Annotated in this window: 18 protein-coding genes and 2 pseudogenes; 10 read left to right on the top strand and 10 right to left on the bottom strand. The window is 69.2% G+C overall.

Translation table 11 applies throughout. The features are described 5' to 3' along the window. Positions 1 to 15 precede the first annotated feature (15 nt). Together RG19_RS01530 and RG19_RS01535 are read left to right on the top strand one after the other, a co-directional pair. Positions 16 to 1,551 carry a M91 family zinc metallopeptidase gene (locus RG19_RS01530; protein WP_058833718.1) on the top strand — a complete coding sequence of 512 codons (1,536 nt, stop codon included), beginning with the start codon at positions 16 to 18 and terminating at the stop codon, positions 1,549 to 1,551. Between the two features lie 204 nt (positions 1,552 to 1,755). After that, positions 1,756 to 2,334: a hypothetical protein gene (locus RG19_RS01535; protein WP_058833719.1), complete on the top strand. Its 579-nt coding sequence runs from the start codon at positions 1,756 to 1,758 to the stop codon at positions 2,332 to 2,334. A gap of 27 nt (positions 2,335 to 2,361) precedes the next feature. Here RG19_RS01535 and RG19_RS01540 read toward each other — a convergent pair whose 3' ends face one another. The 3 genes and pseudogenes from RG19_RS01540 to RG19_RS01550 all read right to left on the bottom strand — a co-directional run bounded on the left by RG19_RS01540 (position 2,362) and on the right by RG19_RS01550 (position 6,582). Beyond that, positions 2,362 to 3,144, bottom strand: coding sequence for a murein L,D-transpeptidase catalytic domain family protein (locus RG19_RS01540; protein WP_082672413.1), 783 nt, complete (start codon positions 3,142 to 3,144; stop codon positions 2,362 to 2,364). An 83-nt stretch (positions 3,145 to 3,227) separates the two neighbouring features. After that, positions 3,228 to 4,273 (bottom strand): annotated as a pseudogene (locus RG19_RS18100) (L,D-transpeptidase). A 281-nt stretch (positions 4,274 to 4,554) separates the two neighbouring features. After that, the gene (locus tag RG19_RS01550; RefSeq protein WP_058833720.1) at positions 4,555 to 6,582 is read right to left on the bottom strand and encodes a sodium-translocating pyrophosphatase; all 2,028 of its coding nucleotides are present in this window, start codon (positions 6,580 to 6,582) and stop codon (positions 4,555 to 4,557) included. Between the two features lie 273 nt (positions 6,583 to 6,855). Here RG19_RS01550 and RG19_RS01555 point away from each other — a divergent pair, with 273 nt between their 5' ends. The 4 genes from RG19_RS01555 (at position 6,856) to RG19_RS01570 (ending at position 12,632) form a co-directional block, all read left to right on the top strand. Further along, the gene (locus tag RG19_RS01555) at positions 6,856 to 9,315 is read left to right on the top strand and encodes a winged helix-turn-helix domain-containing protein (protein ID WP_058833721.1); all 2,460 of its coding nucleotides are present in this window, start codon (positions 6,856 to 6,858) and stop codon (positions 9,313 to 9,315) included. Between the two features lie 56 nt (positions 9,316 to 9,371). Continuing rightward, complete coding sequence (gene rimK / locus RG19_RS01560; protein ID WP_058833722.1) at positions 9,372 to 10,304, top strand: 30S ribosomal protein S6--L-glutamate ligase; 933 nt, start codon at positions 9,372 to 9,374, stop codon at positions 10,302 to 10,304. Positions 10,305 to 10,597: 293 nt separating this feature from the next. Then, positions 10,598 to 11,281, top strand: a complete 684-nt coding sequence (locus tag RG19_RS01565) for a response regulator transcription factor (protein ID WP_058833723.1) — start codon at positions 10,598 to 10,600, stop codon at positions 11,279 to 11,281. After that, positions 11,268 to 12,632 carry a sensor histidine kinase gene (locus RG19_RS01570; protein ID WP_058833724.1) on the top strand — a complete coding sequence of 455 codons (1,365 nt, stop codon included), beginning with the start codon at positions 11,268 to 11,270 and terminating at the stop codon, positions 12,630 to 12,632. The genes RG19_RS01565 and RG19_RS01570 overlap by 14 nt, the downstream gene beginning before the upstream one ends. Positions 12,633 to 12,743: 111 nt before the next feature. Here the strand turns inward: RG19_RS01570 and RG19_RS01575 are convergent, their stop codons facing one another. Genes RG19_RS01575 through RG19_RS01590 form a run of 4 tightly spaced genes read right to left on the bottom strand, consistent with a single transcriptional unit; the run spans position 12,744 to position 16,316 of the window. After that, a complete protein-coding gene (locus RG19_RS01575; RefSeq protein ID WP_058833725.1) occupies positions 12,744 to 13,445 on the bottom strand; it encodes an ABC-type transport auxiliary lipoprotein family protein in 702 nt (233 codons plus the stop codon). Beyond that, on the bottom strand, positions 13,442 to 14,368 hold the full coding sequence (locus RG19_RS01580) for an MlaD family protein (RefSeq protein WP_058833726.1): 927 nt from the start codon (positions 14,366 to 14,368) through the stop codon (positions 13,442 to 13,444). The genes RG19_RS01575 and RG19_RS01580 overlap by 4 nt, the downstream gene beginning before the upstream one ends. A 2-nt stretch (positions 14,369 to 14,370) precedes the next feature. Further along, complete coding sequence (locus RG19_RS01585) at positions 14,371 to 15,213, bottom strand: ABC transporter ATP-binding protein (protein WP_058833727.1); 843 nt, start codon at positions 15,211 to 15,213, stop codon at positions 14,371 to 14,373. Beyond that, complete coding sequence (locus tag RG19_RS01590) at positions 15,210 to 16,316, bottom strand: ABC transporter permease (RefSeq protein WP_058833728.1); 1,107 nt, start codon at positions 16,314 to 16,316, stop codon at positions 15,210 to 15,212. The genes RG19_RS01585 and RG19_RS01590 overlap by 4 nt, the downstream gene beginning before the upstream one ends. A 103-nt stretch (positions 16,317 to 16,419) precedes the next feature. Here RG19_RS01590 and RG19_RS01595 point away from each other — a divergent pair, with 103 nt between their 5' ends. Continuing rightward, a complete protein-coding gene (locus RG19_RS01595; protein WP_058833729.1) occupies positions 16,420 to 17,670 on the top strand; it encodes a threonine/serine exporter family protein in 1,251 nt (416 codons plus the stop codon). 133 nt (positions 17,671 to 17,803) lie between these two features. On the opposite strand, the gene RG19_RS01600 is transcribed toward RG19_RS01595, so the two are convergent. The 3 genes from RG19_RS01600 to RG19_RS01610 form a co-directional block, all read right to left on the bottom strand. Then, positions 17,804 to 18,175, bottom strand: a complete 372-nt coding sequence (locus RG19_RS01600; protein WP_058833730.1) for an H-NS histone family protein — start codon at positions 18,173 to 18,175, stop codon at positions 17,804 to 17,806. A 268-nt stretch (positions 18,176 to 18,443) separates the two neighbouring features. Then, entirely contained in the window at positions 18,444 to 20,144 is a 1,701-nt protein-coding gene (locus RG19_RS01605; protein ID WP_058836352.1) for a proline--tRNA ligase, read from the bottom strand. A 95-nt stretch (positions 20,145 to 20,239) separates the two neighbouring features. Beyond that, the gene (locus tag RG19_RS01610; RefSeq protein WP_058833731.1) at positions 20,240 to 20,650 is read right to left on the bottom strand and encodes a DUF4124 domain-containing protein; all 411 of its coding nucleotides are present in this window, start codon (positions 20,648 to 20,650) and stop codon (positions 20,240 to 20,242) included. Between the two features lie 103 nt (positions 20,651 to 20,753). On the opposite strand from RG19_RS01610, the gene pssA reads away from it, so the two are divergent. From pssA to rimI, 3 genes and pseudogenes are all read left to right on the top strand, one after another. After that, positions 20,754 to 21,530: a CDP-diacylglycerol--serine O-phosphatidyltransferase gene (pssA, locus tag RG19_RS01615; RefSeq protein WP_058833732.1), complete on the top strand. Its 777-nt coding sequence runs from the start codon at positions 20,754 to 20,756 to the stop codon at positions 21,528 to 21,530. Beyond that, positions 21,527 to 21,793, top strand: coding sequence for a hypothetical protein (locus RG19_RS01620; RefSeq protein WP_157515126.1), 267 nt, complete (start codon positions 21,527 to 21,529; stop codon positions 21,791 to 21,793). The genes pssA and RG19_RS01620 overlap by 4 nt, the downstream gene beginning before the upstream one ends. 44 nt (positions 21,794 to 21,837) lie before the next feature. Next, a pseudogene (rimI, locus tag RG19_RS01625) lies at positions 21,838 to 22,266 on the top strand (ribosomal protein S18-alanine N-acetyltransferase); the annotation flags it as partial. Positions 22,267 to 22,375 lie beyond the last annotated feature (109 nt).

A 22,375-nucleotide genomic window follows, 5' to 3' on the forward strand; every position in this document is an offset into this window, starting at 1 on the left:
AGTCACAGGCCCGTCATGAACGATTTGTCGACCGTCTCGCCGTCCCAGTTGCCCTCCCAGTCGCAGGGGTACTGGAGCGAACAGGAAGCCCAGGCATCGGAGCGCGACAACTTCCTCGATGCGCCGCTGGCGCCGGGCGAGTCGGCCGACGTGCGGATGGGCGCCCAGCTCAATGCCGCCGAAACCGGCATCGCGATCAACGGCAACGATCGCGGCAGCCAGTTGCCCTCGAAGCAGACCCCGGACGGGAAGCCGATCGTCGTGGGCGGTCTCCACGAGGGCACCGAAGCCACCGTGACGCGCGAGCGCACCAGCGCCGACGGCCGCGTCAGCAGCGACATGATCGTCCTCGAGACCAAGGGCGGCAAGGACGACCAAGTCCAGATCAGCCAGCGCGACGACGGCACCCTGGACGTCGACGTCAACGGCGAGCAGTACGCGCTGCGCCTCAACACCCAGCAGGAACTGAGCCTCCGCACCGGCGACGGCAACGACACGATCATCGCCGCGCCGAACGTCACCGTGAACCTGGTCATCGATGCCGGCGCCGGCGACGACTTCATCCGCACCGGCATGGGCGACGACCGGATCTTCGGCGGCGAAGGCAACGACACCATCGAGGTGATCGGCGGCCGCAACGACATCGACGGCGGCCGCGGCGACGACGAGATCACCGCGCTCGACGGCGACAACATCATCTTCGGCGGACAGGGCGACAACGTGATCCGCGGCGGCGCGGGCTTCAATTTCATCGACGGCGGCAACGGCACGTCCGAGATCCACGGCGGCAGTGGGCACAACATCCTGTCCGGTGGCAGCGGCGACACCGAATTCCATCTGGATGCCAACGGGCGCAACCACGTCTACACCGGCCTGGGCGACGACACGGTGCACGGCGCGGGCGACAACGACGTGGTCTATGCCGAGGTCGGCGACGTGATCAATGCATCGACCGGCGCACGTCCGACCGTCGTCAATGTCGAGATCGATCCGCGGGCCGGGCGGACCGTGGAAGTGACGGGTTCGCAGCAGTTCGTCGATCGCATCGGTGCCGAGATGGACTTCCTGCGCAGCTCGCCCGCCGGTGCCCAGATGCTGGGCGAGTTCGACGCGGCCGCCGCGAACAAGGGCAACCGCGTGACCATCCAGGAGCTGGCCAACGAGCAGAACGGGTATGCCCAGACCTTCGGCCGCGCCGAGATCACGAACGGACAGGCCGGGCCCGGCGGCAACGTGACCATCAGCTACAACCCGTCCTTCCACATGGACGCTTTCCCGTCGCCGACCGTGGTGCTGTACCACGAGATGTCGCACGCCTATAACGGCGTGACCGGCACCTTCCAGCCCGGGACCTATGTCGACAGCGGTCCCGACAGCGGTCGAGTGCCCAACGCCGAACGACAGGCCGTGGGTCTCGAGACCTCGGCGCCCCCGTTCGATTTCGACGGCGATCCCAGCACGCCTCCCACCAGCAGCAACCCGATCCACCTGACCGAGAACGGCCTGCGCCGGGAGCTCGGGTTGCCGGATCGCCCCAGCTACGCCCTGTAATCCACCTTCGGTTGGCATTGCAGACCTTTCGGGAAGGGATCGGGGCGGCCCGCGTTCACGCGGGTCGCCCCATCGCTGATTAGGCTATCGACCATGCTCTCCGTTGCCTCCCGCGTCCGCCTGTGTGCCGCGTCCTGCCTGATCGGGGCCGGGCTGGTCGGCGCCTGTGCCCACGCCACCGCGCCCGATTCTCCAGGAGCCCCCATGAGCCCGCCCCCGGCGACCGACGATCCCGCGACCACCGAGGTCGCATCCGATACCCTGCGCCTCACGGCGACGTTCGCGTTCGCCGAGCAGACCGGTGCGGTCTCGGTCCGGTACCGGCTGGAGAACGGCGGCGCGGACCCGGTCGCCGTGTTCGATCGCGGCGACCGTCATGCGGTGCTGACCGGCCGCCAGACCGAAGGCGTGGTGGGCGAGCCGATCTTCGTCGAGGACGCTCCCGGCGAGGTGAGCCTGTATCACGCCGCCAGGGCGCTGTCGCAGCCGACGCCGACGGTGCCGCCGACGCCGCTGGCGGCGAAGCTGGCCGGCGGCGATGCACTGGAAGGCACGTTCGTCCTCGCGCCTCCGACCGAGCAGCCGCTGCGCCGCGTGCGCTGGTGCCTGGGCGTGGCGCCGTTCGATCCTGCGGCGTTCTCCGCACCCGAGACCCGCGACGGGGTCGAGGTCTGGCGGGCCGGCTTCGAACAGGCGGAGCAGCAGACGTTGCTGTGCACGGACTGGTTCGACGTGGAGGCCGGTCGCTTCGATGCGGCCGAGCCGGTGCGCGCGGCGCACTGAAGGTGGGCGACGCCCGGCGTCGCGTGCTCAGTCCGCGTGCGCGGTCGCGCCGGCGAGCATCGGTGTGCCGCAGTCCGACAGCAGCAATTCCGAACGCTGGAGCCAGTCCGGGTCCGGGTAATAGGCCACCACCAGAGAACCGTCGCGGATGGTGTCGATCAGCTCCCGCGCGACCGCGGAGCGGACCGCGGGACAGCCGAGGCTGCGCCCCAGCCGGCCCTGTGCGATCGCCGCGTCCGGGTTCACGTAAGGGGCGCCATGGATGACGATCGCCCGTTCGCGTGCGAGATCGTTGAAACCGGGCTCGAGGCCCTTCAGGCGCAGCGAGTACCCGTTGCTGCCCACGTAGCTTTCCTGGGTGAGGAACGTGCCCAGGCTGGACTGGTAGCTGCCGTAGATGTTGGAGAACGCGGTGGCCAGGTTTCCGCCGGTGTTGCGCCCATGGGCGACCCATTCTTCGAACAGCAGGTCGCCGTCGGCCAGGTCGAACACCCAAAGCCGCTGCTGGGTGGACGGGAGCGAATAGTCGATGACGCTGAGCGTGCGTGGCGCGTCGACGCCGGGCTGGCGCAACGCGCACCCTAGTGCACGGGTGGCGAGTCGCAGGACATCCCGGTCGAGCGCGGGCGCGACCCTGGCGAGGTGGTCGAACAGGGTGTCCGGTGCCGGAGGCCCCACAGGGATCGCGGGCAGCGTGGACAGTGCCGGGGCAGGCGTCTGCGCCGGCGTGACCGTCGCGACGGGAGCGGCGGACGTGGCGGCCAGGGGCAGGAGCGCGACGAGCGTGCAGGTCGAGAGACAGCGGCGCATGGGGCGCGAGGATACCGGGCCGGCGTGAGGGATCACGGCGGTGTGAAGGTCGCGTTCAGCGGAAGGTCGGGGTGCTGAACCGGTCAGCCTTGCCCCTCATCCGACTCCAGCACCGGCGCGATCCCGCCATCCGCCGGGTCGTCGCGCACCGCGGGCAGGTCGGTCAGCAGCACGGTGGTGCCGGGTTGAAGCGCCGCGTAGAGCCGATGCGCGAAGGCGGGGTCGACGTGGAGCGCGCCCTGTTCGAGCTGCATCTGCAGCACTTCCAGCCCATGCGCATCCACGCCCAGCAGGGGGTAGGCGCTCCAGCGATGACGGGGCCGGCTGGGATCGATCAGGCTGGGGACGGCTTCGGTTTCGCTGCCCACCACCATCAGGACCGAACCGCCCACCCGGAAGCCGGGGCGGACCTCAAGGGCTGCGTCGCCGACGACCACGCCGTTGCGCATGGCGTAGACGCGCCGTTGCTGCAGGCTGACCAGGACGCTCAGCGGTCCCTGCGCGTCGGCGGTGTCATCGCGCCATGCCGCATCGGTCCCGTCGGATGCCTGCGGAAGCGCGGCAGCCTGCCCCTGGCGGTCCACAGGTGCGAGCAGGGCAGGGTGGACCAGGCTCGCCGGCGAGGCCTTGGCGTCGGCCACCACCACCGTATCGCCGTTGCGGGTGATGCCGAACAGCTTCTCGGCGAAGGCTTGCGGCAGGCGCACGCAGCCGTGGGACGCGGGATACCCGGGGATCGCCCCGCCCCATGCAGGGCGATGCCGTCCCAGGTGAGTCGTTGCATGAAGGGCATCGACGCGTTGTTGTAGAGGTTGGAGTGGTGATCGCGGTTCTTCTGCAGGATCGTGAACACTCCGGTCGGCGTCTCCTTGCCTTCTCGGCCGGAGCTGATCGTCGACACGCCGATGGCGATGCCGTTGCGATAGGCGTAGGCCCGCTGTTCGTCGAGGCTGACCACCAGCACCACCGGGCCGTCGGGGGCGATCTCCGGATGCCAGACGAACTGGCCGGGCTGGAGGTTGGCGGGGTCGACGGGGGGCGACTCCGCGGCGGCAAGCGCCCGACGCAGCGGCGCCAGGCAGCACAGGGCGAGACCGGTGGACAGCAGCGTGCGGCGCGTCAGCGGCATGGTGGCGTTCCCTTGGGTGGGTGCGGGACCAGTATGCCCGCGATGGTCCCGCGCGTGCCTGGGTAAGAAGCCGTCCGGATGCCAGGGGTGGCATCCCTTCTCCCGCTTGCGGGAGAAGGTGCCCCGCAGGGGCGGATGAGGGCGCTTTTCCGAGGCATGCCGCCCGATGGCCCTCACCCCAACCCCTCTCCCGCAAGCGGGAGAGGGGCGGTGGTGCCGTACGGGAGTCGCTTCGATGGGGGCGTGGCGGCGAGGGCGGTGCGGGCGCCCTGCTTTCGGGTCTACAGGAGCGGGACCATCAGCAGGGCCACGATGTTGATGATCTTGATCAACGGATTGATCGCCGGGCCCGCGGTGTCCTTGTAGGGGTCGCCCACGGTGTCGCCGGTGACCGCCGCCTTGTGCGCCTCGCTGCCCTTGCCGCCGTGGTGGCCGTCCTCGATGTACTTCTTGGCGTTGTCCCAGGCGCCGCCGCCGGTGGTCATCGAGATCGCCACGAACAGGCCGGTGACGATGGTGCCGATCAGCAGGCCGCCCAGCGCGCGCGGTCCCAGCAGCAGGCCGACCACGATCGGCACCGCCACCGGCAGCAGCGACGGCACGATCATTTCGCGGATCGCCGAGCGGGTGAGCATGTCGACGGCGCGGTCGTACTGCGGTTTCGCGGTACCGGCCATGATCCCCGGGATCTCGCGGAACTGGCGCCGCACCTCCTCGACCACGGCGCCGGCGGCGCGACCCACGGCCTCCATCGCGAGCGCGCCGAACAGGTACGGGATCAGGCCGCCGATCAGCAGGCCGATGATCACGTAGTGGTCCGACAGGTCGAACGCGAAACTCTGCCCCGGATTGTTGGCCTGCAGGTTGTGGGTGTAGTCGGCGAACAGCACCAGCGCGGCCAGCGCTGCCGAACCGATCGCATAACCCTTGGTGACCGCCTTGGTGGTGTTGCCGACCGCATCGAGCGGATCGGTGATGTCGCGCACCTCCGGCGGAAGTTCCGCCATCTCGGCGATGCCGCCGGCGTTGTCGGTGATCGGGCCGTAGGCGTCGAGCGCCACGATCATGCCGGCCATCGACAGCATCGACGTCGCCGCGATGGCGATGCCGTACAGCCCGCCCAGCGCGTGGCAGGCCCAGATCGCGACGCACACCGCCACCACCGGCAACGCGGTGGATTTCATCGACACGCCGAGCCCGGCGATGATGTTGGTGCCGTGTCCGGTGGTGCTGGCTGCCGCCACATGCTGCACGGGCTTGTACTGGGTGCCGGTGTAGTACTCGGTGATCCAGACGATGGCACCGGTCAGCACCAGACCGATCAGGGCGCACACGTAGAGATTCATCGGGCCGTAGAGGTTCTCGGCCATCAGTTCCTGGGTGATCGGGTAGTACAGCACCGCGGCGATGACGCCGGAGACCACCACGCCGCGGTACAGCGCCCCCATGATCGAGCCGCCCGGTTTCACCTTGACGCACATCGCGCCGACGATCGACGCCAGGATCGACGCGCCGCCGAGGACCAGCGGGTACAACGGTCCGTTGCCGCCGACCTCGGTCGCCATCAGATAGCCCAGCAGCATCGTCGCGATCACGGTGACCGCGTAGGTTTCGAACAGATCGGCCGCCATGCCGGCGCAGTCGCCGACGTTGTCGCCGACGTTGTCGGCGATCACCGCAGGGTTGCGTGGATCGTCTTCCGGAATCCCGGCCTCCACCTTGCCGACCAGGTCCGCGCCCACGTCGGCGCCCTTGGTGAAAATGCCGCCGCCCAGCCGCGCGAAGATCGAGATCAGCGACGAGCCGAACGCCAGCCCGACGAGGGCATGCAGCGCCCTGTCGCCGGCCAGACCCATGGCATTGAGCACGTACCAGTAGCCGGCCACGCCGAGCAGGCCCAGGCCCACCACCAGCATGCCGGTGATCGCGCCGCCGCGGAACGCGACGTCCATGGCCTTGCTCATGCCCTGGCGGGCGGCCTCCGCGGTGCGAACGTTGGCACGTACCGACACGACCATGCCGATGTAGCCCGCCGCGCCCGAGAGGACGGCGCCGATCAGGAAGCCGATCGCGGTCGCCCAGTCCAGGGCGAAACCGACGCCCAGCAGCAGGACGACGCCGACGATGGAGATCGTCAGGTACTGCCGGTTCAAATAGGCGCGGGCGCCTTCCTGGATCGCCCCGGCGATTTCCTGCATGCGGGCATTGCCTGCCGGCTGCCGGGCGATCCAGCGTGCCGACACGACCCCATAGAGAATTGCGACGGCGGCGCACGCGAGCGCCAGCCACAGACCGTGTTGCTCGAGCATATGACCCCTCCCAGAGTGGAATGCCGGAGCCACCTGCCAAGACGAGGGTGGCCCTCTTCTGCACAGCGGTGATGCGCCCGGACTATGGCACACCGCCTCGGGATGGGGCTGCCGCAGTGCGGCATGAGAGTGATGGCCGTGCCTGCGGCGGGCAGTAGGCCATCACGGACGGCTCCGCCGACCGGGCGAATTGGGACATACTGGGCGGGCACATTCGCCGTGGAGTACCGGCGTGTCCGGAAGGGGGCCGGGCGCGTACGTATCGTTCGATCGATGTCGAGCGCCATCTATCGTTTTGACAGCTATGTTCTGGATTGCGGCGCGCGCGAGCTGCGCCGGGACGGCGTGCCCGTCGTACTGCCCGCGCGGACGCTGGAGTGCCTGCAGACCCTGATCGAAGCCCGCGACCGTGCAGTCGGTCGCGACGAGCTCGCACGCGCGGTGTTTTCGCGCGACAACGTATCCGATGCCCAACTCGGGCAGATCGTGTTGCGTGCGCGTCGGGCGGTGGGCGACGACGGTCAGGAGCAGCGCTGCATCCGCACCGTGCCGCGATTCGGCTTCCGCTGGGTCGGCGAAATCGCACACGAGGCTGCGGCCACGCCGCAGCTGACGGCCGAGCCGACACCCGCCGTGGCTGCGCCGGCGTCCGAGCCCAAGCCCAAGCTCGAGCCCGAGCCCGCGTCTGTGCGCGTTCCAGCGCGTGTGGGTGTGGGCACCGCCGCCCGCGCGCGAGCGCGCATCGGACGCGATGGTGCCGGGGGGCTGCTGGCGGCTGCGATCGCGGTGGCCCTGTTGACCACGCTGGGGGCATGGTGGGCGCTCACGCATCGACCCTGGACATCGTCCGAGGGTCTGCTGCCGGTCAGCGTCGAGCGTGTGGATGCTGCGGTCATCGTGTTGCCGACCATCGTGACCGGATCGGACGCGGCGAGCTGGGCCCGTTTCGGGCTGATGGACTACATCGGTGATCGTCTTCGCCGCAGTGGCATGGCGGTGCCGCCCACCGACAGCGTGCTCGCCCTGTTGCACGGTGCGGCCTCGTCGGAGGCGCGCAGCGAACGGGCTCGGCAGGCGGCCGGCCACGGGTGGACCGTCACCAGCGCCGCGTACGAGCGCGACGGCGTGTGGCATGTCGAGGTCGGTGCCGAAGATGCGGAGGGCGGGCGGCGTCGCGGGGCCGGTGCCGATGTGCAGTTGCTGCAGGCTGCCGACGTGGCGACGAGTCGGCTGCTGGCGGCGCTCGGGAGCCCCGATCCCGGAGATGATGCCGCGCTCGCGCTGACCGAACGTCTGCAGCGGGCCCAGGCGGCGATACTCGGCAACGAACTGGACACCGCCCGCAGCATTCTCGAAGCGGCTCCCGAACAGCAGCGTGCGGAACCGCAATTGCTGTTGCGTCTGGTCCAGGTGGACTTTCGCGAGGGCAAGTACCGCGAGAGCCTCGCCCAGGTGGACCGGCTGCTGGACACGGACACGGCGCGCGACGATTCCGCGTTCCGCGCCCGTGCGCACATGACCCGCGGCGCCATCAATGTCCGGCTGGATCGCTATCACGACGGCGAGCGCGACTACGACGACGCCATCGGGCTGCTGGATTCGGAGTCACAGGCGGCCTTGCTCGGGTCGGCGCTGATGGGACGTGGCATCACCCGCTCGGCGCTCGGCGATTTCGATCGCGCGCTGGAGGACCTGGGGCAGGCGCGCATCCTGCTGACCCGCACCGGCGATCCGCTTTCGGTCGCGCGGGTCGATGCCAATCTGGGGCATCTGGAAGTCCAGCGGGCCCGGCCGGCGCAGGCGGTGGAGTTCTTCGCGCGCGCCGCCACGGAGTTCGAGCGCTACGACGCCGTGCACGAAGTGGTGTCGGTGCAGGCCACCCTGGCGATGGTGCATCTGCAACTGCTTCAGCCTGAGCGCGCTCGGGCCAGCGTCGAGCGCGCCTGGTCGTGGCGCGACCGCATCGCGGACAGAACGCAGTCCACCCATCTGGCGCTCGTGCGTGCCGAAGTCCTGATGCGTCAGGGCGAGTTCGACGCGGCGGAGGCCTTGCTCGACCTTCACGGCGATGGGCCGGTGCTGCCGGGCGATCTGCACCGTGTCGACGCGCTGCGCGTGGCGCTGGCGCGTGGGCAGGGCGAAGCGGAGGCGGCGCTGGCGATCGCCGATGCGGCGCTCGACCGGTGGTCCGAGGATGCCTGGCGCTCGCGCCATCTCGAAGTCCGGCTCGCGCGCGAAGAAATCGCGCTGCAACTGGGGCGGGCGCCGAGGCAGGAAGTGGAGAGAGAGACCGACGGGGTGGCGGGTGATGCGGGGGGCGCGGCGCCGTCCCTGTCGGCCCTGCTCGACGCCGCCCTGGCCCGGACCGGTGACCAGGCGCCGCAGACGGTGCGGACCTACCGGAGGGCGCTCACGCGGGCCGAGGATCGTGGCGTACCGCGCGAGATCGCCGACGTCGTGCTGGCCTACGTGCCCTGGTTGCTGGAGCAAGGCGCCTTGCAGGATGCGATCGCGCTGTCGGGCCGGATCGCGCCGTGGGCGCGGCATGATTTCGATCTGGCCCTGCTGCAGGTCCGGCTGTTCCACACGCTGGGGCAGCGGAGCTCGTGGGAAGCCGCTCTGCAGGACGCGCGCCGCCTGGCCGGCGAGCGCGACATCCCGGATACATTGGTGATCGCGCCGCTGGCCGCAGCGCCGGATGCGGGTGCGATCGGCGTGGCCGGCGCGTGGTGAGGCGCCCGTTGCCGGTCACTGCGGTATAAGGGCGGACCTCAGGCTGCTTCCGCCCCATGAAACTCGCCATCCTTTCGCGCAACACACGCCTGTATTCGACCCGCAGGCTGGTCGAGGCCGCACGCGGCAGGGGACATACGGTCCGGGTCCTGGATCCGTTGCGCTGCTATCTGAGGATCGCGTCGGACGGTTTCACCATGCACTACAAGGGACGCCCGATCGCCGATTTCGACGCGGTGATTCCGCGCATCGGCGCGTCGGTGACCCGGTACGGCAATGCGGTGCTGCACCAGTTCGAGCTGATGGGCGCCTACACGCCGAACCCGTCGGCGGCGATCACCGCCGCGCGCGACAAGTTGCGTGCGCACCAGGTCCTGGCCGCGCAGGGGATCGGTCTGCCGGTCACCGTCTTCGGCGACAACCCGGACGATACCCACGATCTGCTGTCGATGCTCGGTCCGCCGCCGCACGTCATCAAGCTCAACGAGGGCGCGCAGGGTGCGGGGGTGATGCTGACCGAGAAGCCGTCCGCCTCGCGCAGCGTGATCGAGGCGCTGCGCGGCCTGTATGCGACGTTCCTGGTGCAGGAGTTCATCGGCGAGGCGGACGGTTGCGACCTGCGGTGCTTCGTCGTCGGCGATCGCGTGGTCGGGGCGATGCGGCGGCAGGCGCCGGTGGGCGACTTCCGCTCCAACCTGCATCGGGGCGGGACCGGCACCGCCGAGACCGCCAGTCCGGAAGAGGCCGAGCTGGCCGTGCGTGCCGCCGGCGTGCTCGGGTTGCGGGTGGCCGGCGTGGACCTGATCCGCTCGCAGCGTGGACCGTTGGTGCTGGAGGTCAATGCCTCGCCCGGGCTGGAGGGAATCGAGGGGGCGACCGGCGAGGACGTGGCAGGCCTGATCGTCGATCACGTGGCCGGCCAAGCGGCGCAGCGGCCCGCGCGCAGCACCGGCAGGCGGCGCCGTAACGTCGGCGTATCGACCGGTTAACACCGGTCTAACCGGTCGCGCGCTAACGTATCGTCCCGTGGCTCGCGGGTGCCGGCAACGGCTCCATCGGGCGACGGTCATCGGGGCGATACCGACTTTGAACCCAGGCGATGTTCCCTCGCCTGGGTTTTTTTGTCCCCACGTCGGCTGGCACGGGACGAGGCGTGTGTGATGCGCTTCGGACTTCGGCGAGCTCCCTGCAGGTCTGTGGGATACTGCGATCCCGCATTCACGCCGGAGATGCCTGGGATGTGGAAACTCGCTCTGTTCACCCGTCTCCCAAGGGTCTGCCCATGCGAATTCTCGTAATCGAAGACAATCAGGACATCGCCGCGAATCTCGGCGATTACCTGGAAGACCGCGGCCATACCGTCGACTTCGCCGCGGACGGCGTGACGGGCCTGCATCTGGCCGTGGTGCACGACTTCGATGCGATCGTGCTCGACCTCAATTTGCCCGGCATGGATGGGCTCGAGGTCTGTCGCAAGTTGCGCAACGATGCGCGCAAGCAGACGCCGGTGCTGATGCTCACCGCCCGCGACTCGCTCGACAACAAGCTTGCCGGTTTCGATTCCGGGGCCGACGACTACCTGATCAAGCCGTTCGCGCTGCAGGAAGTCGAGGTCCGGCTCAATGCGTTGTCGCGCCGCGGTCGCGGGGTGCAGACGCGGGTGCTCGACGTGGGCGAACTGGAATACAACCTAGACACCCTCGAGGTGCGCCGCCAGGGCAAATTGCTGCAGCTCAACCCGACCGCGCTGAAGATCCTGCAGGCGCTGATGGAAGCATCCCCGGCAGTGGTGACCCGCCAGGACCTGGAGACCCGGGTGTGGGGCGAGGAATTGCCGGATTCGGATTCGCTACGCGTGCACATCCACGGTCTGCGCGCGGTGGTCGACAAGCCGTTCGAGGTGCCCTACATCCAGACCCGCCACGGTATCGGCTACCGGATCGCCGCGCCCGATGGCGGAAGCTGAAGCCGCGGCTCCCGCATTGCGGGGCGCGCGCCGGTACCGGCGGCGCCTGCGCAGCCGCATCATCCTCTCGTTCCTGCTGCTCGGCCTCGGCCTGACCCTGCTGTTCGCCTTCGCCACCCAGTACGCGCGCAACCGGGTGGAGAACACGCTGGTCGAGGATGTGATGAATCGCAACATCGACGAGTACGCACACCTCTATTACAGCGATCCGTCGCGTAGCCCGGACCTGCCCGTGCAGCAGATGCGCGGCTACATCTTCACGCCCGACCGGATCGCGCGCCTGCGCCGCGATTTCCCGGAATGGGTGAACCTGGGCAACGGCATCCACAACCTCAGCGGCATCGACGACGACGGCAACGCGTTCGCTTACAAGCTCGCGGTGCGGAAGACGTCGGAGGAATGGTTTTTCCTCGCCTACGACATGACCCAGGCGATCCGTGGCGAGGCGCAGTTCCAGCGCGCGATCTACGGGGCCGTGGTGGTGTTCTCGCTGCTCTCGCTGCTGGTGGGCTGGTGGGCGGCATCGCGGGTGATGCGTCCGGTGTCGGAGCTCGCGCTGCGCCTGCGCCGTTACGGTGCGGCGGGCCAGCACGCGCCGCTGGCGCCGCAGTTCGCAGACGACGAAGTCGGCCAGCTCGCCAGCGCGCTGGACGACTACTCGGTGCGGCTGACCGAGGTCGTGCAGCGCGACCGCGAGTTCAATGCCGACGTCAGCCACGAACTGCGCACGCCGCTGGCGGTGATCAAGGGCGCCGTGGAGCTGCTGCTCGCCCGCCCCGGCATCGACGAGAAAACCCAGGCCCGTCTGCTGCGGATCCAGCGTTCCGAGCAGCAATGCACGGATCTGATCAGCGCGCTGCTGCTGCTGTCGCGCAACGAGCGCGGTCCGGGACGGACGGATGTGGCGCGTGCAGCCGATCATCTGCTCGACGCGCATCGTGCCCAGGTCGGCGGCAAATCGCTCGAGCTTCGGCTGGAGGGGCTGGGCGAGGGCGAGTTCGTGATCGACGCCCCGGAGGCGGCGATCGCGGTGGCGCTGGGCAACCTGATCGGCAACGCGGTCAAGTACACGGCGTCCGGCGACGTCGTGGTCCGGGTGCGCGATGGTGCGGTGGACGTGATCGACAGCGGGCCCGGCCTCAGCGCGGAAGATGCGGCACGCCTGTTCGAGCGTGGGTACCGCGGCTCGCATGCCGAGCATTCCCAGGGCGGCGGCATCGGCCTGTCGATCGTGCGCCGGCTGTGCGATCTCTACGGATGGCACGTCCGCGTGGTCCCGGGCGAGGTGCGGGGCGTGATCGCGACCCTGGTGTTCAGTCCCGACCGCATGAGCGACCCGCACGCGGGCTGAGCGGGCCGCGCTGCAGTCGAGCCGGCACCGCTGCCGGTCCGTCCGGGTACAAGGCCGAAGCCGGGCGCGGCGCAGCCTCGATGCCGCGCCCGGCGAGCGCCGGCGTGGCGCTCAGTCGCCCGGGGTGAGGGACATCGGGGCGTTGGGATCCACGGCGGGCGTGCGACGGGCGTCGGCCGCCCCGTGCGTGAGCGTCCAGCCGACGATGTCGTGGGACAGCCGGGTCAGGGCGTCGCCGAACGCATCGACGACGAGGCCGACATCGGTGCCGGCCGCCGGTACCGCCTCGAGAAAGGTGTGCGAGGCGACCACGCGTTGTTCGCGGTTGTGCAGGAGCTTCGCCGACAGTTCGATCGTGGCGCTGGGGAATTGTTGCCCGGCATAGTCGGACTCGAAGCGTCGCAGTTCCATCACCAGCCGATAGTCCGCACGGATCCCGGCGCCCGCCGCGGCGACGGCCGCGATGCGGCCGGAATCCTCGAAGGTGCGCAGGATCGAGCCCTCGACCAGCTCCGTGGCCGGCTGGGCCCAGGAGGCGCCCGCATAGACCTGGAGCTCGGCCGGCGTCGGACGCACGGTGATGCGTGGGCTGTCGACCATGCGCGGTGCGGTCGTGCGCATGATGCTCAGCTGCCAGTCCACCTGGGGCCACGCGGGGTCGGCCTGGACCGCGACCTGCGGGGCGTACAGGGTGGCGCGCGCGTTGCGGTCGCCGCCGCCGAGCAGGCTGCCGCAACCGGCCAGCAGCGCGGTGGCGAGGCCCAGGGCCATCCAGGCGAGCGGGCGTGAACCGTGTGGGCGAATAGCGTTCATTCGGGTTCGAACTCCTTGGGTGCGTCGCGGCCGAGCAGGTAACGGGCGGGATTGCTTTCGAGACGGTCGCTGATCCGGCGCAGATCGCGGGTGAGCGCGCGCAGCTCCGACAGCGTCGGGCCCAGCTGGGCGAGGCCGTCGTTGGCGAAACTGTGGATCGCGGCGCGGTTCTCGTTGAGGATGGCGTCGGCGCCGTCCGCGGCGGAGTCGAACTTCGCGAGCGTGGCGTCGAGCCGCGCGACCATGCCCGGCAGCTCCTGCACGAGTTCGCGGTCGATGGTCTGGATCGTCTGGTTGGTCGTGCCCAGGGTCTCCTCCAGCCGTTCGCTGGCCGAACGCGCAGCGGCCAGCAGGCCCTGGATGTCCTCGCGGCTGTCGGCGAGCGAGCCGGTCGCCTGTTCGATGTTGGCCATCGTCTGCGAGATGCGCTCGACGTTCTCCTCGCTCAGGACCTGGTCCATGCGTTCGACCAGCCGGTTGGCGGTGTCGGCGATGTTCTGCAGTGCGGACGGTTCGGTGAGGATGATCGGGGTGTCGCGTTCGGACACGTCGATCAGGCGCGGCAATTCCGGGCTGCCGCCGGTGAGCTGGATGATCGGTGCGCCGGTCAGGCTGGTCATCGACAGCCGGGCGCGCGTGTCGGTGCGCACCGGCGCGCGCGCGTCCAGGCGCAGCTCGGCCACGACCTGGCGCGGATCCTCCGGCGCGAGCTGGAGACCGGTGACGGTCCCGACCGCGATGCCGTTGTACTGCACGCTGCTGCCCTCCGACAGCCCGGTCACCGGCTCGTTGAAGACCACCGCATAGTTCTGCCAGCTGCGGTCGGAGGCGTACTTGGCCGCCCACAGCGCGAACAACAGGCCGAACACCGACACCGCGATGGTGAAGGCGCCGATGAGAACGTAATTGGACTTGGTTTCCATCGTCAGGTTTCCAGTGCTTTCGCGTGCGCGCCGGTGTCGCCGTCGCCACGTGCCGCGCGTGCGCGCGGTCCGTGGAAATACGACTGCACCCAGGGGTGGTCCACCTGCTCGATCTCCGACAGCGGCGCATTGGCCAGGACCTTGCGGTCGGCCAGGACCGCGACGCGGTCGCAGATGGCGTACAGGGTGTCGAGATCGTGGGTGATCAGGAAGACGGTGAGGCCGAGCGCCTGCTGCAAGGTCTTGACCAGATCGTCGAAGGCCGCCGCGCCGATCGGATCCAGGCCCGCGGTGGGTTCGTCCAGGAACAGCAACGGCGGATCCAGCGCCAGCGCGCGCGCGATACCGGCGCGCTTGCGCATGCCGCCCGACAGTTGCGCCGGCAGTTTTCCGATCGCGTCGGCCGGCAGGCCGGCGAGTTTGATCTTCAGAAGCGCGAGCTCGTAGCGCAGCGTGGCGCCGATGTCGGGGTAGTGCTCCTTGAGCGGCACCTCCACGTTCTCGCCGACCGTCAGCGACGAGAACAGGGCGCCGTCCTGGAACAGCACGCCGGTATTGCGATCGATGCGCGCCTGGGCGTCCGCGTCGGCGCTCAGTGCATCGATGCCGAAGACCTCGATGTTGCCGGCGTTGGGCCGGCGCAGACCGAGGATCGAGCGCATCAGCACCGACTTGCCGGTTCCCGAGCCCCCGACCACGCCGAGGATTTCGCCGCGGCGCACATCGAGATCGAGTTCGTCGTGCACGACCTGCTCGCCGAAGCGGTTCACCAGGCCGCGCACGCGTACGATCAGCTCGTCGTCTCCGCCCGGCGCACCGGATGCGGACGTCGTCTGCGCACTCACCAGCCCACCTCCATGAACCAGATCGCGGCGATCGCGTCGAGAATGATGACCAGGGCGATGGACTGCACCACGCTGGAAGTGGTGCGCTCGCCGACCGACTGCGCGGTGCCTTCCACCTGCAGGCCTTCCAGGCAGCCGATCAGGCCGATGAGCAGCGCGAAGATGGGCGCCTTCACCAGGCCGACGATCATGTGACGCAGCTCGAACGTGTCCTGGAACCGGGCCAGATAACCCTGCGGCGGGATGTCGAGGCTGAAGACCCCGACCGTCAGGCCGCCGGCGAGGCCGGCCATCATCGCCAGGAAGGTCAGCAGCGGCAGCATCACCATCAGCGCGATGATCCGCGGCAGCACCAGCAGGTCGATCGGGTCGAGGCCGAGGGTACGGATCGCGTCGACTTCCTCGCGGCTGACCATCGCCCCGATCTGTGCGGTGAACGCGCTGGCGGTGCGGCCGGCCAGGATGATCGCGGTCAGCAGCACGCCGAACTCGCGCAGGAAGGCGATGCTGACCAGCTCCACCACGAAGATCTGCGCGCCGAACTCGGCGAGGATGGTCGAGCCCAGGAACGCGATCACCGCGCCGACCAGGAACGACAGCAGCACCACCAGCGGCACCGCGTCGAGGCCGACCTGCTCCATGTGATGCACGGTCGGGGTCATGCGGAAGCGCGACGGTTCCTTGATCAGGCGCATCAGCTTGACCAGGTTCTCGCCAAGGAAGCTGATGAGGGTGAGGATCTCGCGGCCGTTGTCGACCACGGCATAGCCGAGCCGGGCGAGCGCGGCGGCGAAGCCGTACTCCTTCTTCTTCGAGGGACGGTCGTCGTTGACGTCCTCGATCGCCGCGACCAGCGCGCGATGGTCGTCGCGGAACCGGAACCCGTCGAACGCCAGCTCCCGACGCTGGGCGAAGCGCATCAGCTGCAGTACGCCGACCGAGTCGATCCGTTCGACCCGGGTGACGTCGATGTTCCGTATCTGTTCGGGCGCGCCGCGCAGGAGGGTGCTGATGGCGCCGGCGTGCTCCAGGGTCCAGCGCCCATGCAACACCAGACACCCGTCCTGGGTGTCGGCATCGAGGGTGGGAGCGGCGTCTGTCATGCGTGGGCGGGACGGCGGTGGCAGGTCGCCATAGAGTACGCAATCCGGTGACAAGCCTGTGCATGAAGCTGCGTAGGCGCCGCCCGCATGCCATCCTGTGCGGATGGATTACCCGTCCCCCAGTTCCTATGGCTACGCCGCCCGCATCGCCTTCGTGGTCGAGCTGGCGGAGCACCTGCACGCCTACGGCACCACGGCGCAGCGTCTGGAAGGGGCGGTGATCGAGGTCGCGCAGAAGCTGGGTCTGGATTGCGAGCCCTGGGTGAACCCGACGGGGATGGTGCTGTCGTTCAGCGACCCGCACCGTCCGCCGGGCGACAGCGACACCACCCGGGTCATCCGGATGTCGCCCGGTGAGGTCGACCTGTACAAACTCGGTGAGGTCGACCGTATCACCGAGGAAGTGGTGGCGGGGCGGCTGGGGCTGTCGGAAGGGCACTCCGCGCTGCTGGCACTGGAGCTGCGCCGCCCCGGCTGGCGCGGCAATCTCGTTCACGTACTCGCCTACGGCATGGTCGCCGCGGGTGTGGCCGGCCTGTGGCGGTTGCCCTGGCTGGATCTGGGCACCGCGGCCCTGATCGGATTGCTGATCGGGCAGCTCGATGTGGTCACCCGGCGCAGCAAGCGTCTGCGCGAAGCCTCCGATGCGGTGGCCGGCATGCTCGCCGGCCTGGTCGCGATCGCCGTCGCGGCGCTGCTCGCGCCCTTGAACCTCAACACGGTGATCATCGCCTCGCTGATCGTGATGCTGCCCGGCATGGCGCTCACCAATGCGGTCAACGAGTTGACCAGCCAGCACCTGGTGTCGGGGACCGCGAGGTTCGCCGGTGCGGTCACGACGGTGATGAAGCTCACGGTGGGCACCATGATCGCGTTGACCGTCGCCCAGTTGATCGGTCTCGAACCGCAGGTGCGCGCCTGGCGCCCGCAGCCCGACTGGGTGGAATGGGTCGCGCTGCTGGTGGCCGCGTTCGCGTTCGCCGTACTGTTCCGCGCAGGTCGCCGCGATTATCTGCTGGTGATGTCCGCGGCGATTTGCGGATATCTCATTTCGCGCTATGTGGGCCTGGCACTGGGGGCTTCGATCGGCCTGTTCGCCTCGGCACTCACGATCACCGCGCTTGGCAACGGCTATGCGCGCTGGGCCAACCGGCCCGGCGCCATCGTGCGGGTGCCCGGCATCATCATGCTGGTGCCGGGCAGTGTCGCGCTGCGGGGGGTGCTGACCCTCTTCCAGCAGCAGGACGTGGCCGTCGGCCAGCAAGCGATGCTCGGGGTGCTCAACATCATCCTGGCACTGCTGGCAGGACTGATTTTCGGCAACCTTCTGTTGCCGGCGCGCAAGAGCCTTTAACGGCCATCTAAATAAATCGAGGCTCGAAATGCGCGGGGCCGAAGGGCCTGCATGGGCGGGTTCTGGCGGATCCCAACGAAAAACGCCGGCATGGCCGGCGTTTTCGAATCGGGTCCTGCGAGGGATGCACGGCTTACTTGATCAGAAAATCCTCGACCTTCTTGCCCTTGGCGACTTCGGCCGCCAGCCAGCGCGGTTGCTTGCCGCGACCGGTCCAGGTTTCGGTCTTGTTGCCGGGATTGCGGTACTTCGGTGCCACCTTCCCCAGCTTGCGGCCGGCGGCCGGGGCGGTGCCGGCAGTCTTGCTCGCGCGGCGCGGCGCGGCGGCCTTGCCCGAACCGAACAGTTCTTCGGCGGTATAACCCTCGGTCTTGAGCAGCGCTTCGACCTTGCGACGTACAGCGGCCGGAGACTTGCGCTTCTTGAGGGTGGTCTTGCGCTTCTTCGCCTGGTTGATCAGCGAATCCAGCTCGCGGGGGGAAAGTTGATTCAGATCGATGGCCATTCGGGGCTCCGGCTTAGGGGTTTTGGATGGGCCGTCCCTGGAGTATCCGGCGCATCATAATGCAAGGCCGCAGGCGATTACACCCTGTCGAATGGCAGGGGTGGGGCGGGAAATGAAAATGCGGCGGTCGGTCGCATAATCGATGCGTCATTCCCTTCGGCTTTCCCCGGGAGACGCCTGGGCGCATGGGGCGACGGGCCGGCGGATGACCGGCCTCGCTGCCGACAACAGCGGAGAGCGCCAGGCGCCAGGCGCGCGTGGCGCGGTGTTACGCGGAAAGGCCGAGGCGGGCGCGCAGGCTGCCGCGATCGAGATTTTCGGCGGCATCGCCACGGCGGGCGCGATATTCGAACATGCCGGCCGCCAGGCCGCGCTCGGACACCACCACCCGATGCGGAATCCCGATCAGCTCGATATCCGCGAACATCGCCCCGGGGCGCAGTCCGCGGTCGTCCAGCACCGCGTCCAGGCCCGCGTCGATCAGTTCGCGATGCAGGGCTTCCGCCGCCTCGATCACGTCCGGATTCTGTTTCGGGTTGATGACGCAGACCGCGACCTGCCAAGGCGCCATCGGCTCCGGCCAGACGATGCCGGCGTCGTCGTGGCTCTGCTCGATGGCCGCGGCGACGATGCGCGACACGCCGATCCCGTAGCAACCCATGGCCGGGACCGCCGCCTTGCCCTGTTCGTCGAGCACGTGGAACCCCATGGCTTCCGCATAGCGCCGCCCGAGCTGGAACACGTGCCCGACCTCGATGCCGCGCACGAGCCGGAGCGTGCCGCCGTCGACGGCGCGATCCCCGGCGACGACATTGCGCAGGTCCGCGACCTGGTCGGGCTCGGGGAGGTCGCGACCCCAGTTGACGCCGGTCAGGTGATGGCCCGCGGCGTTCGCGCCGACGACGAAATCGGCCATGGCCGCCACTTCGCGATCGGCGACCACCCGCACCGGGCGGGCCGTCGCGACCGGGCCGAGAAAACCGGGCTCGCTGCCGAGATGGTCGGCGATTTCGCTTTCGGTCGCCATGCGGTAATCGCCCAGGCCCGGGAGCTTGGCGAGTTTGATTTCGTTGAGGGCGTGGTCGCCGCGGAGCAGGACGACGGTGAAACCGTCGCTGCCCATCACGGCCACGGTGCGGACGGTGCGAGCCAGCGCGATGCCGAGCAATTCGGCCACGGCTTCGCAGGTTTTCTGGGTCGGCGTGTCCACCCGCTGCATGGCGGCGCCGGGTGCCGGACGCGGTCTGGGCGCGGCGGCCTCGGCCATTTCCACGTTGGCCGCGTAATCGGAGCCGGTGGACACCGCGATCGCGTCCTCGCCGGATTCCGCGAGGACCTGGAATTCGTGCGACGCGCTGCCGCCGATCGCGCCGGTATCGGCTTCCACGGCCCGGAACTCGAGCCCGAGCCGGGTGAAAATACGCACGTAGGCGTCGTACATCGCCTGGTACTGGCGGGCCATGCCGGCATCGTCGATGTCGAACGAATAGGCGTCCTTCATCAGGAATTCGCGCGCGCGCATCACGCCGAAGCGTGGACGGATCTCGTCGCGAAACTTGGTCTGGATCTGGAAGAAGTTGACCGGCAACTGGCGGTAACTGGACAGTTCCGCGCGGGCGAAATCGGTGATGACTTCTTCGTGGGTGGGGCCGTAGCAGTACCAGGATTCCTTGCGGTCCTGGAGTTTCAGCAACTGGCCGCCGAATTTCTCCCAGCGCCCGGTCTCCTCCCACAATTCGCGCGGTTGTACCGAAGGCATCAGCAACTCCACCGCGCCGGCCCGTTCCATTTCCTCGCGCACCACCATTTCGACCCGGCGCAGCACCCGCAGGCCCAGCGGCGACCAGGTATAGATGCCGGCGGCGAGCTTGCGGATCAGGCCCGCGCGCAACATCAGCCGGTGGCTGACGATTTCGGCATCGGCCGGTGTTTCCTTGCTGGTATGGAGGTGAAACTGCGACAGGCGCATCGGGATGCCGGGGCTGATCGGGGCCGGGCATTGTGCCACGCGCTCCGACACCAGCGGCATGTCCAGCCGGTGGGGTTTCGCGGGGTTTCGACCGCTCAGTCGCAGTACGCGCGTGCCGCGGCCTGGGCGAAATCGAGCTGGGCTGCGCGCTCGCTGTCGGAAAGCACGCGCGGGGTGCCGCTGCCGTCGTCCTGCTGGACCTGCGCGTCGCTGGTCAGCGCGTCGATATTCGCCCTGGCGGTCTGGCACTGGGTGGCGCGGGGGTTTTCCTGCGGCCTGGCGGGCGCGGCGGTGGCGGTTGTCGAGACCGCGGGTGCGGCCGCGGGCGGGGTCACGCTGTGCTGGGTGATGCGGCGCTGGCTGTAGGCGCCGCTGGCCGGCGGGGTTTCCGAAAAGTGGGTCACGCCATTGGCGTCCTTCCACTGGTAGATCTCCTGGGCCACGGCGACGGCCGGCAGCAGCAGCGCGAAGACACCCAGGGCGAGCCCGGAAAGCGGAAAGCGCATGGCGGAAACTCCCTGAAGGCGTAGGCGGGATTGCAGCACCGCGGCCGCGGCGACGCAACCCGCGGCTTCCGCGAAGGGGGCCGCGTACCGCTAAACTTGGGCGATGGATCACGATCAGGACATCGCCGCAGCCCCGCGCCAGCGCGGCCGAGGCATCTATCTCCTGCCCAACCTGTTCACCACGGGCGGGTTGTTCGCGGGCTTCTTCGCGATCATCGCCGCGTCGCAGGGGCGGTTCGGTGCGGCGTGCATGGCGATCTTCGTCGCCGCCATCCTGGATGGGGTGGATGGCCGGGTCGCCCGGCTCACCAACACCCAGAGCGAGTTCGGTGTGCAGTACGACTCGCTGGCCGACCTGATCAGCTTCGGCATGGCGCCGGCGCTGGTCATGTACCACTGGGCGCTGATCGAGCTGCGCCTGGACGGTGCGACGCTCGGGCGGGTCGGTTGGCTGGCCGCGTTTCTCTACGCGGCCTGCGCTGCGTTGCGGCTGGCGCGCTTCAACAGTCAGGTCGCCACTGTCGACAAGCGGTGGTTCGTCGGTCTGGCCAGTCCGGCCTCCGCCGGGCTGGTGGCGAGTTTCGTCTGGACGTGCCACGAACTGGGTCTGCGTGGCGGCGAGTTGCGCTACGCCGCGCTCGCGGTGACCGTGATCGCGGGACTCGCCATGGTCAGCCGGATCCGTTACACCAGCTTCAAGGGCAGCGGCAGTGGACCGAAGGCGGATCGTGTGCCGTTCGTGGCCCTGCTGATCGCGGTGGCCGTATTGATCGCGCTGTGGATCGACCCCCCCAAGACCCTGCTGGCGGCCTCGTCGCTGTATCTGCTGTCGGGACCGGTGCAGTGGTTCTGGCGACGCCGGAGCGGAGCGACGGCGTGAGTTGGGACGCGGCCCAGCGCGATGCCCTGTCCGCGTTCGGCTATCGGCTCTATCGGCGCGTCGGAGAGGCGGGTGCCGATGCCGGTGCACCTCCGGACGATCCGTTGTCGCGAGCGCTGTTGCGGGCGGCCGGCCGGTCGCTCGACGATCCCGAGGCCGCCCGGTTGTGCCGCGAGTGGCCGGCGGTCGCGCAGTTGCGCGACGCCGCGGCCAAGCGCGCGTTGTGGCCGCGCCTGCGCGCACTCCGGAGCCGCGCGCCGTGAGCGCCCGCGCGATCGGGGGCGATCCTCCGTTGCCGTTGCGGCCGATGCGCGAGGACGATCTCGACGCGGTCATGGCGGTGGAGCGTCGCGCCTATCCGTTTCCCTGGACACAGGGCATTTTCCGCGACTGCCTGCGCGCCGGTTATCAGGCGTGGTTGCTCCACGACGGGGCGACGCTGATCGGCTATGGCGTCCTGAGCCTCGCTGCGGACGAGGCGCATGTCCTCAACGTCTGCGTGGATCCGTCGACGCAACGGCGCGGTCACGGCCGTCGCCTGCTGCGCACGTTGCTGCGAATCGCCCGCGCGCAGGGCGCGCAGCGTGTGTTCCTGGAAGTGCGTCCTTCCAATCCCCACGCGGTCGCGCTCTACCACGACGAAGGTTTCAACGAGATCGGCCGGCGGCCGCGTTACTACCCGGCCGCGAACGGCCGCGAGGATGCGATCGTCATGGCGCTCGAACTGATGCCCGAGCCGGAGATCGACGCGACGCGTGATGCGATGCCCGAAACAGGGTCCGGGCCGGACCCGCGGACGCCGCCCGGAGCGCCGGCCGAGCCGGCGCGCTGACGATCGGCGACGG

The organism is Luteimonas abyssi (assembly GCF_001482195.1).
GTDB lineage: Bacteria > Pseudomonadota > Gammaproteobacteria > Xanthomonadales > Xanthomonadaceae > Luteimonas > Luteimonas abyssi.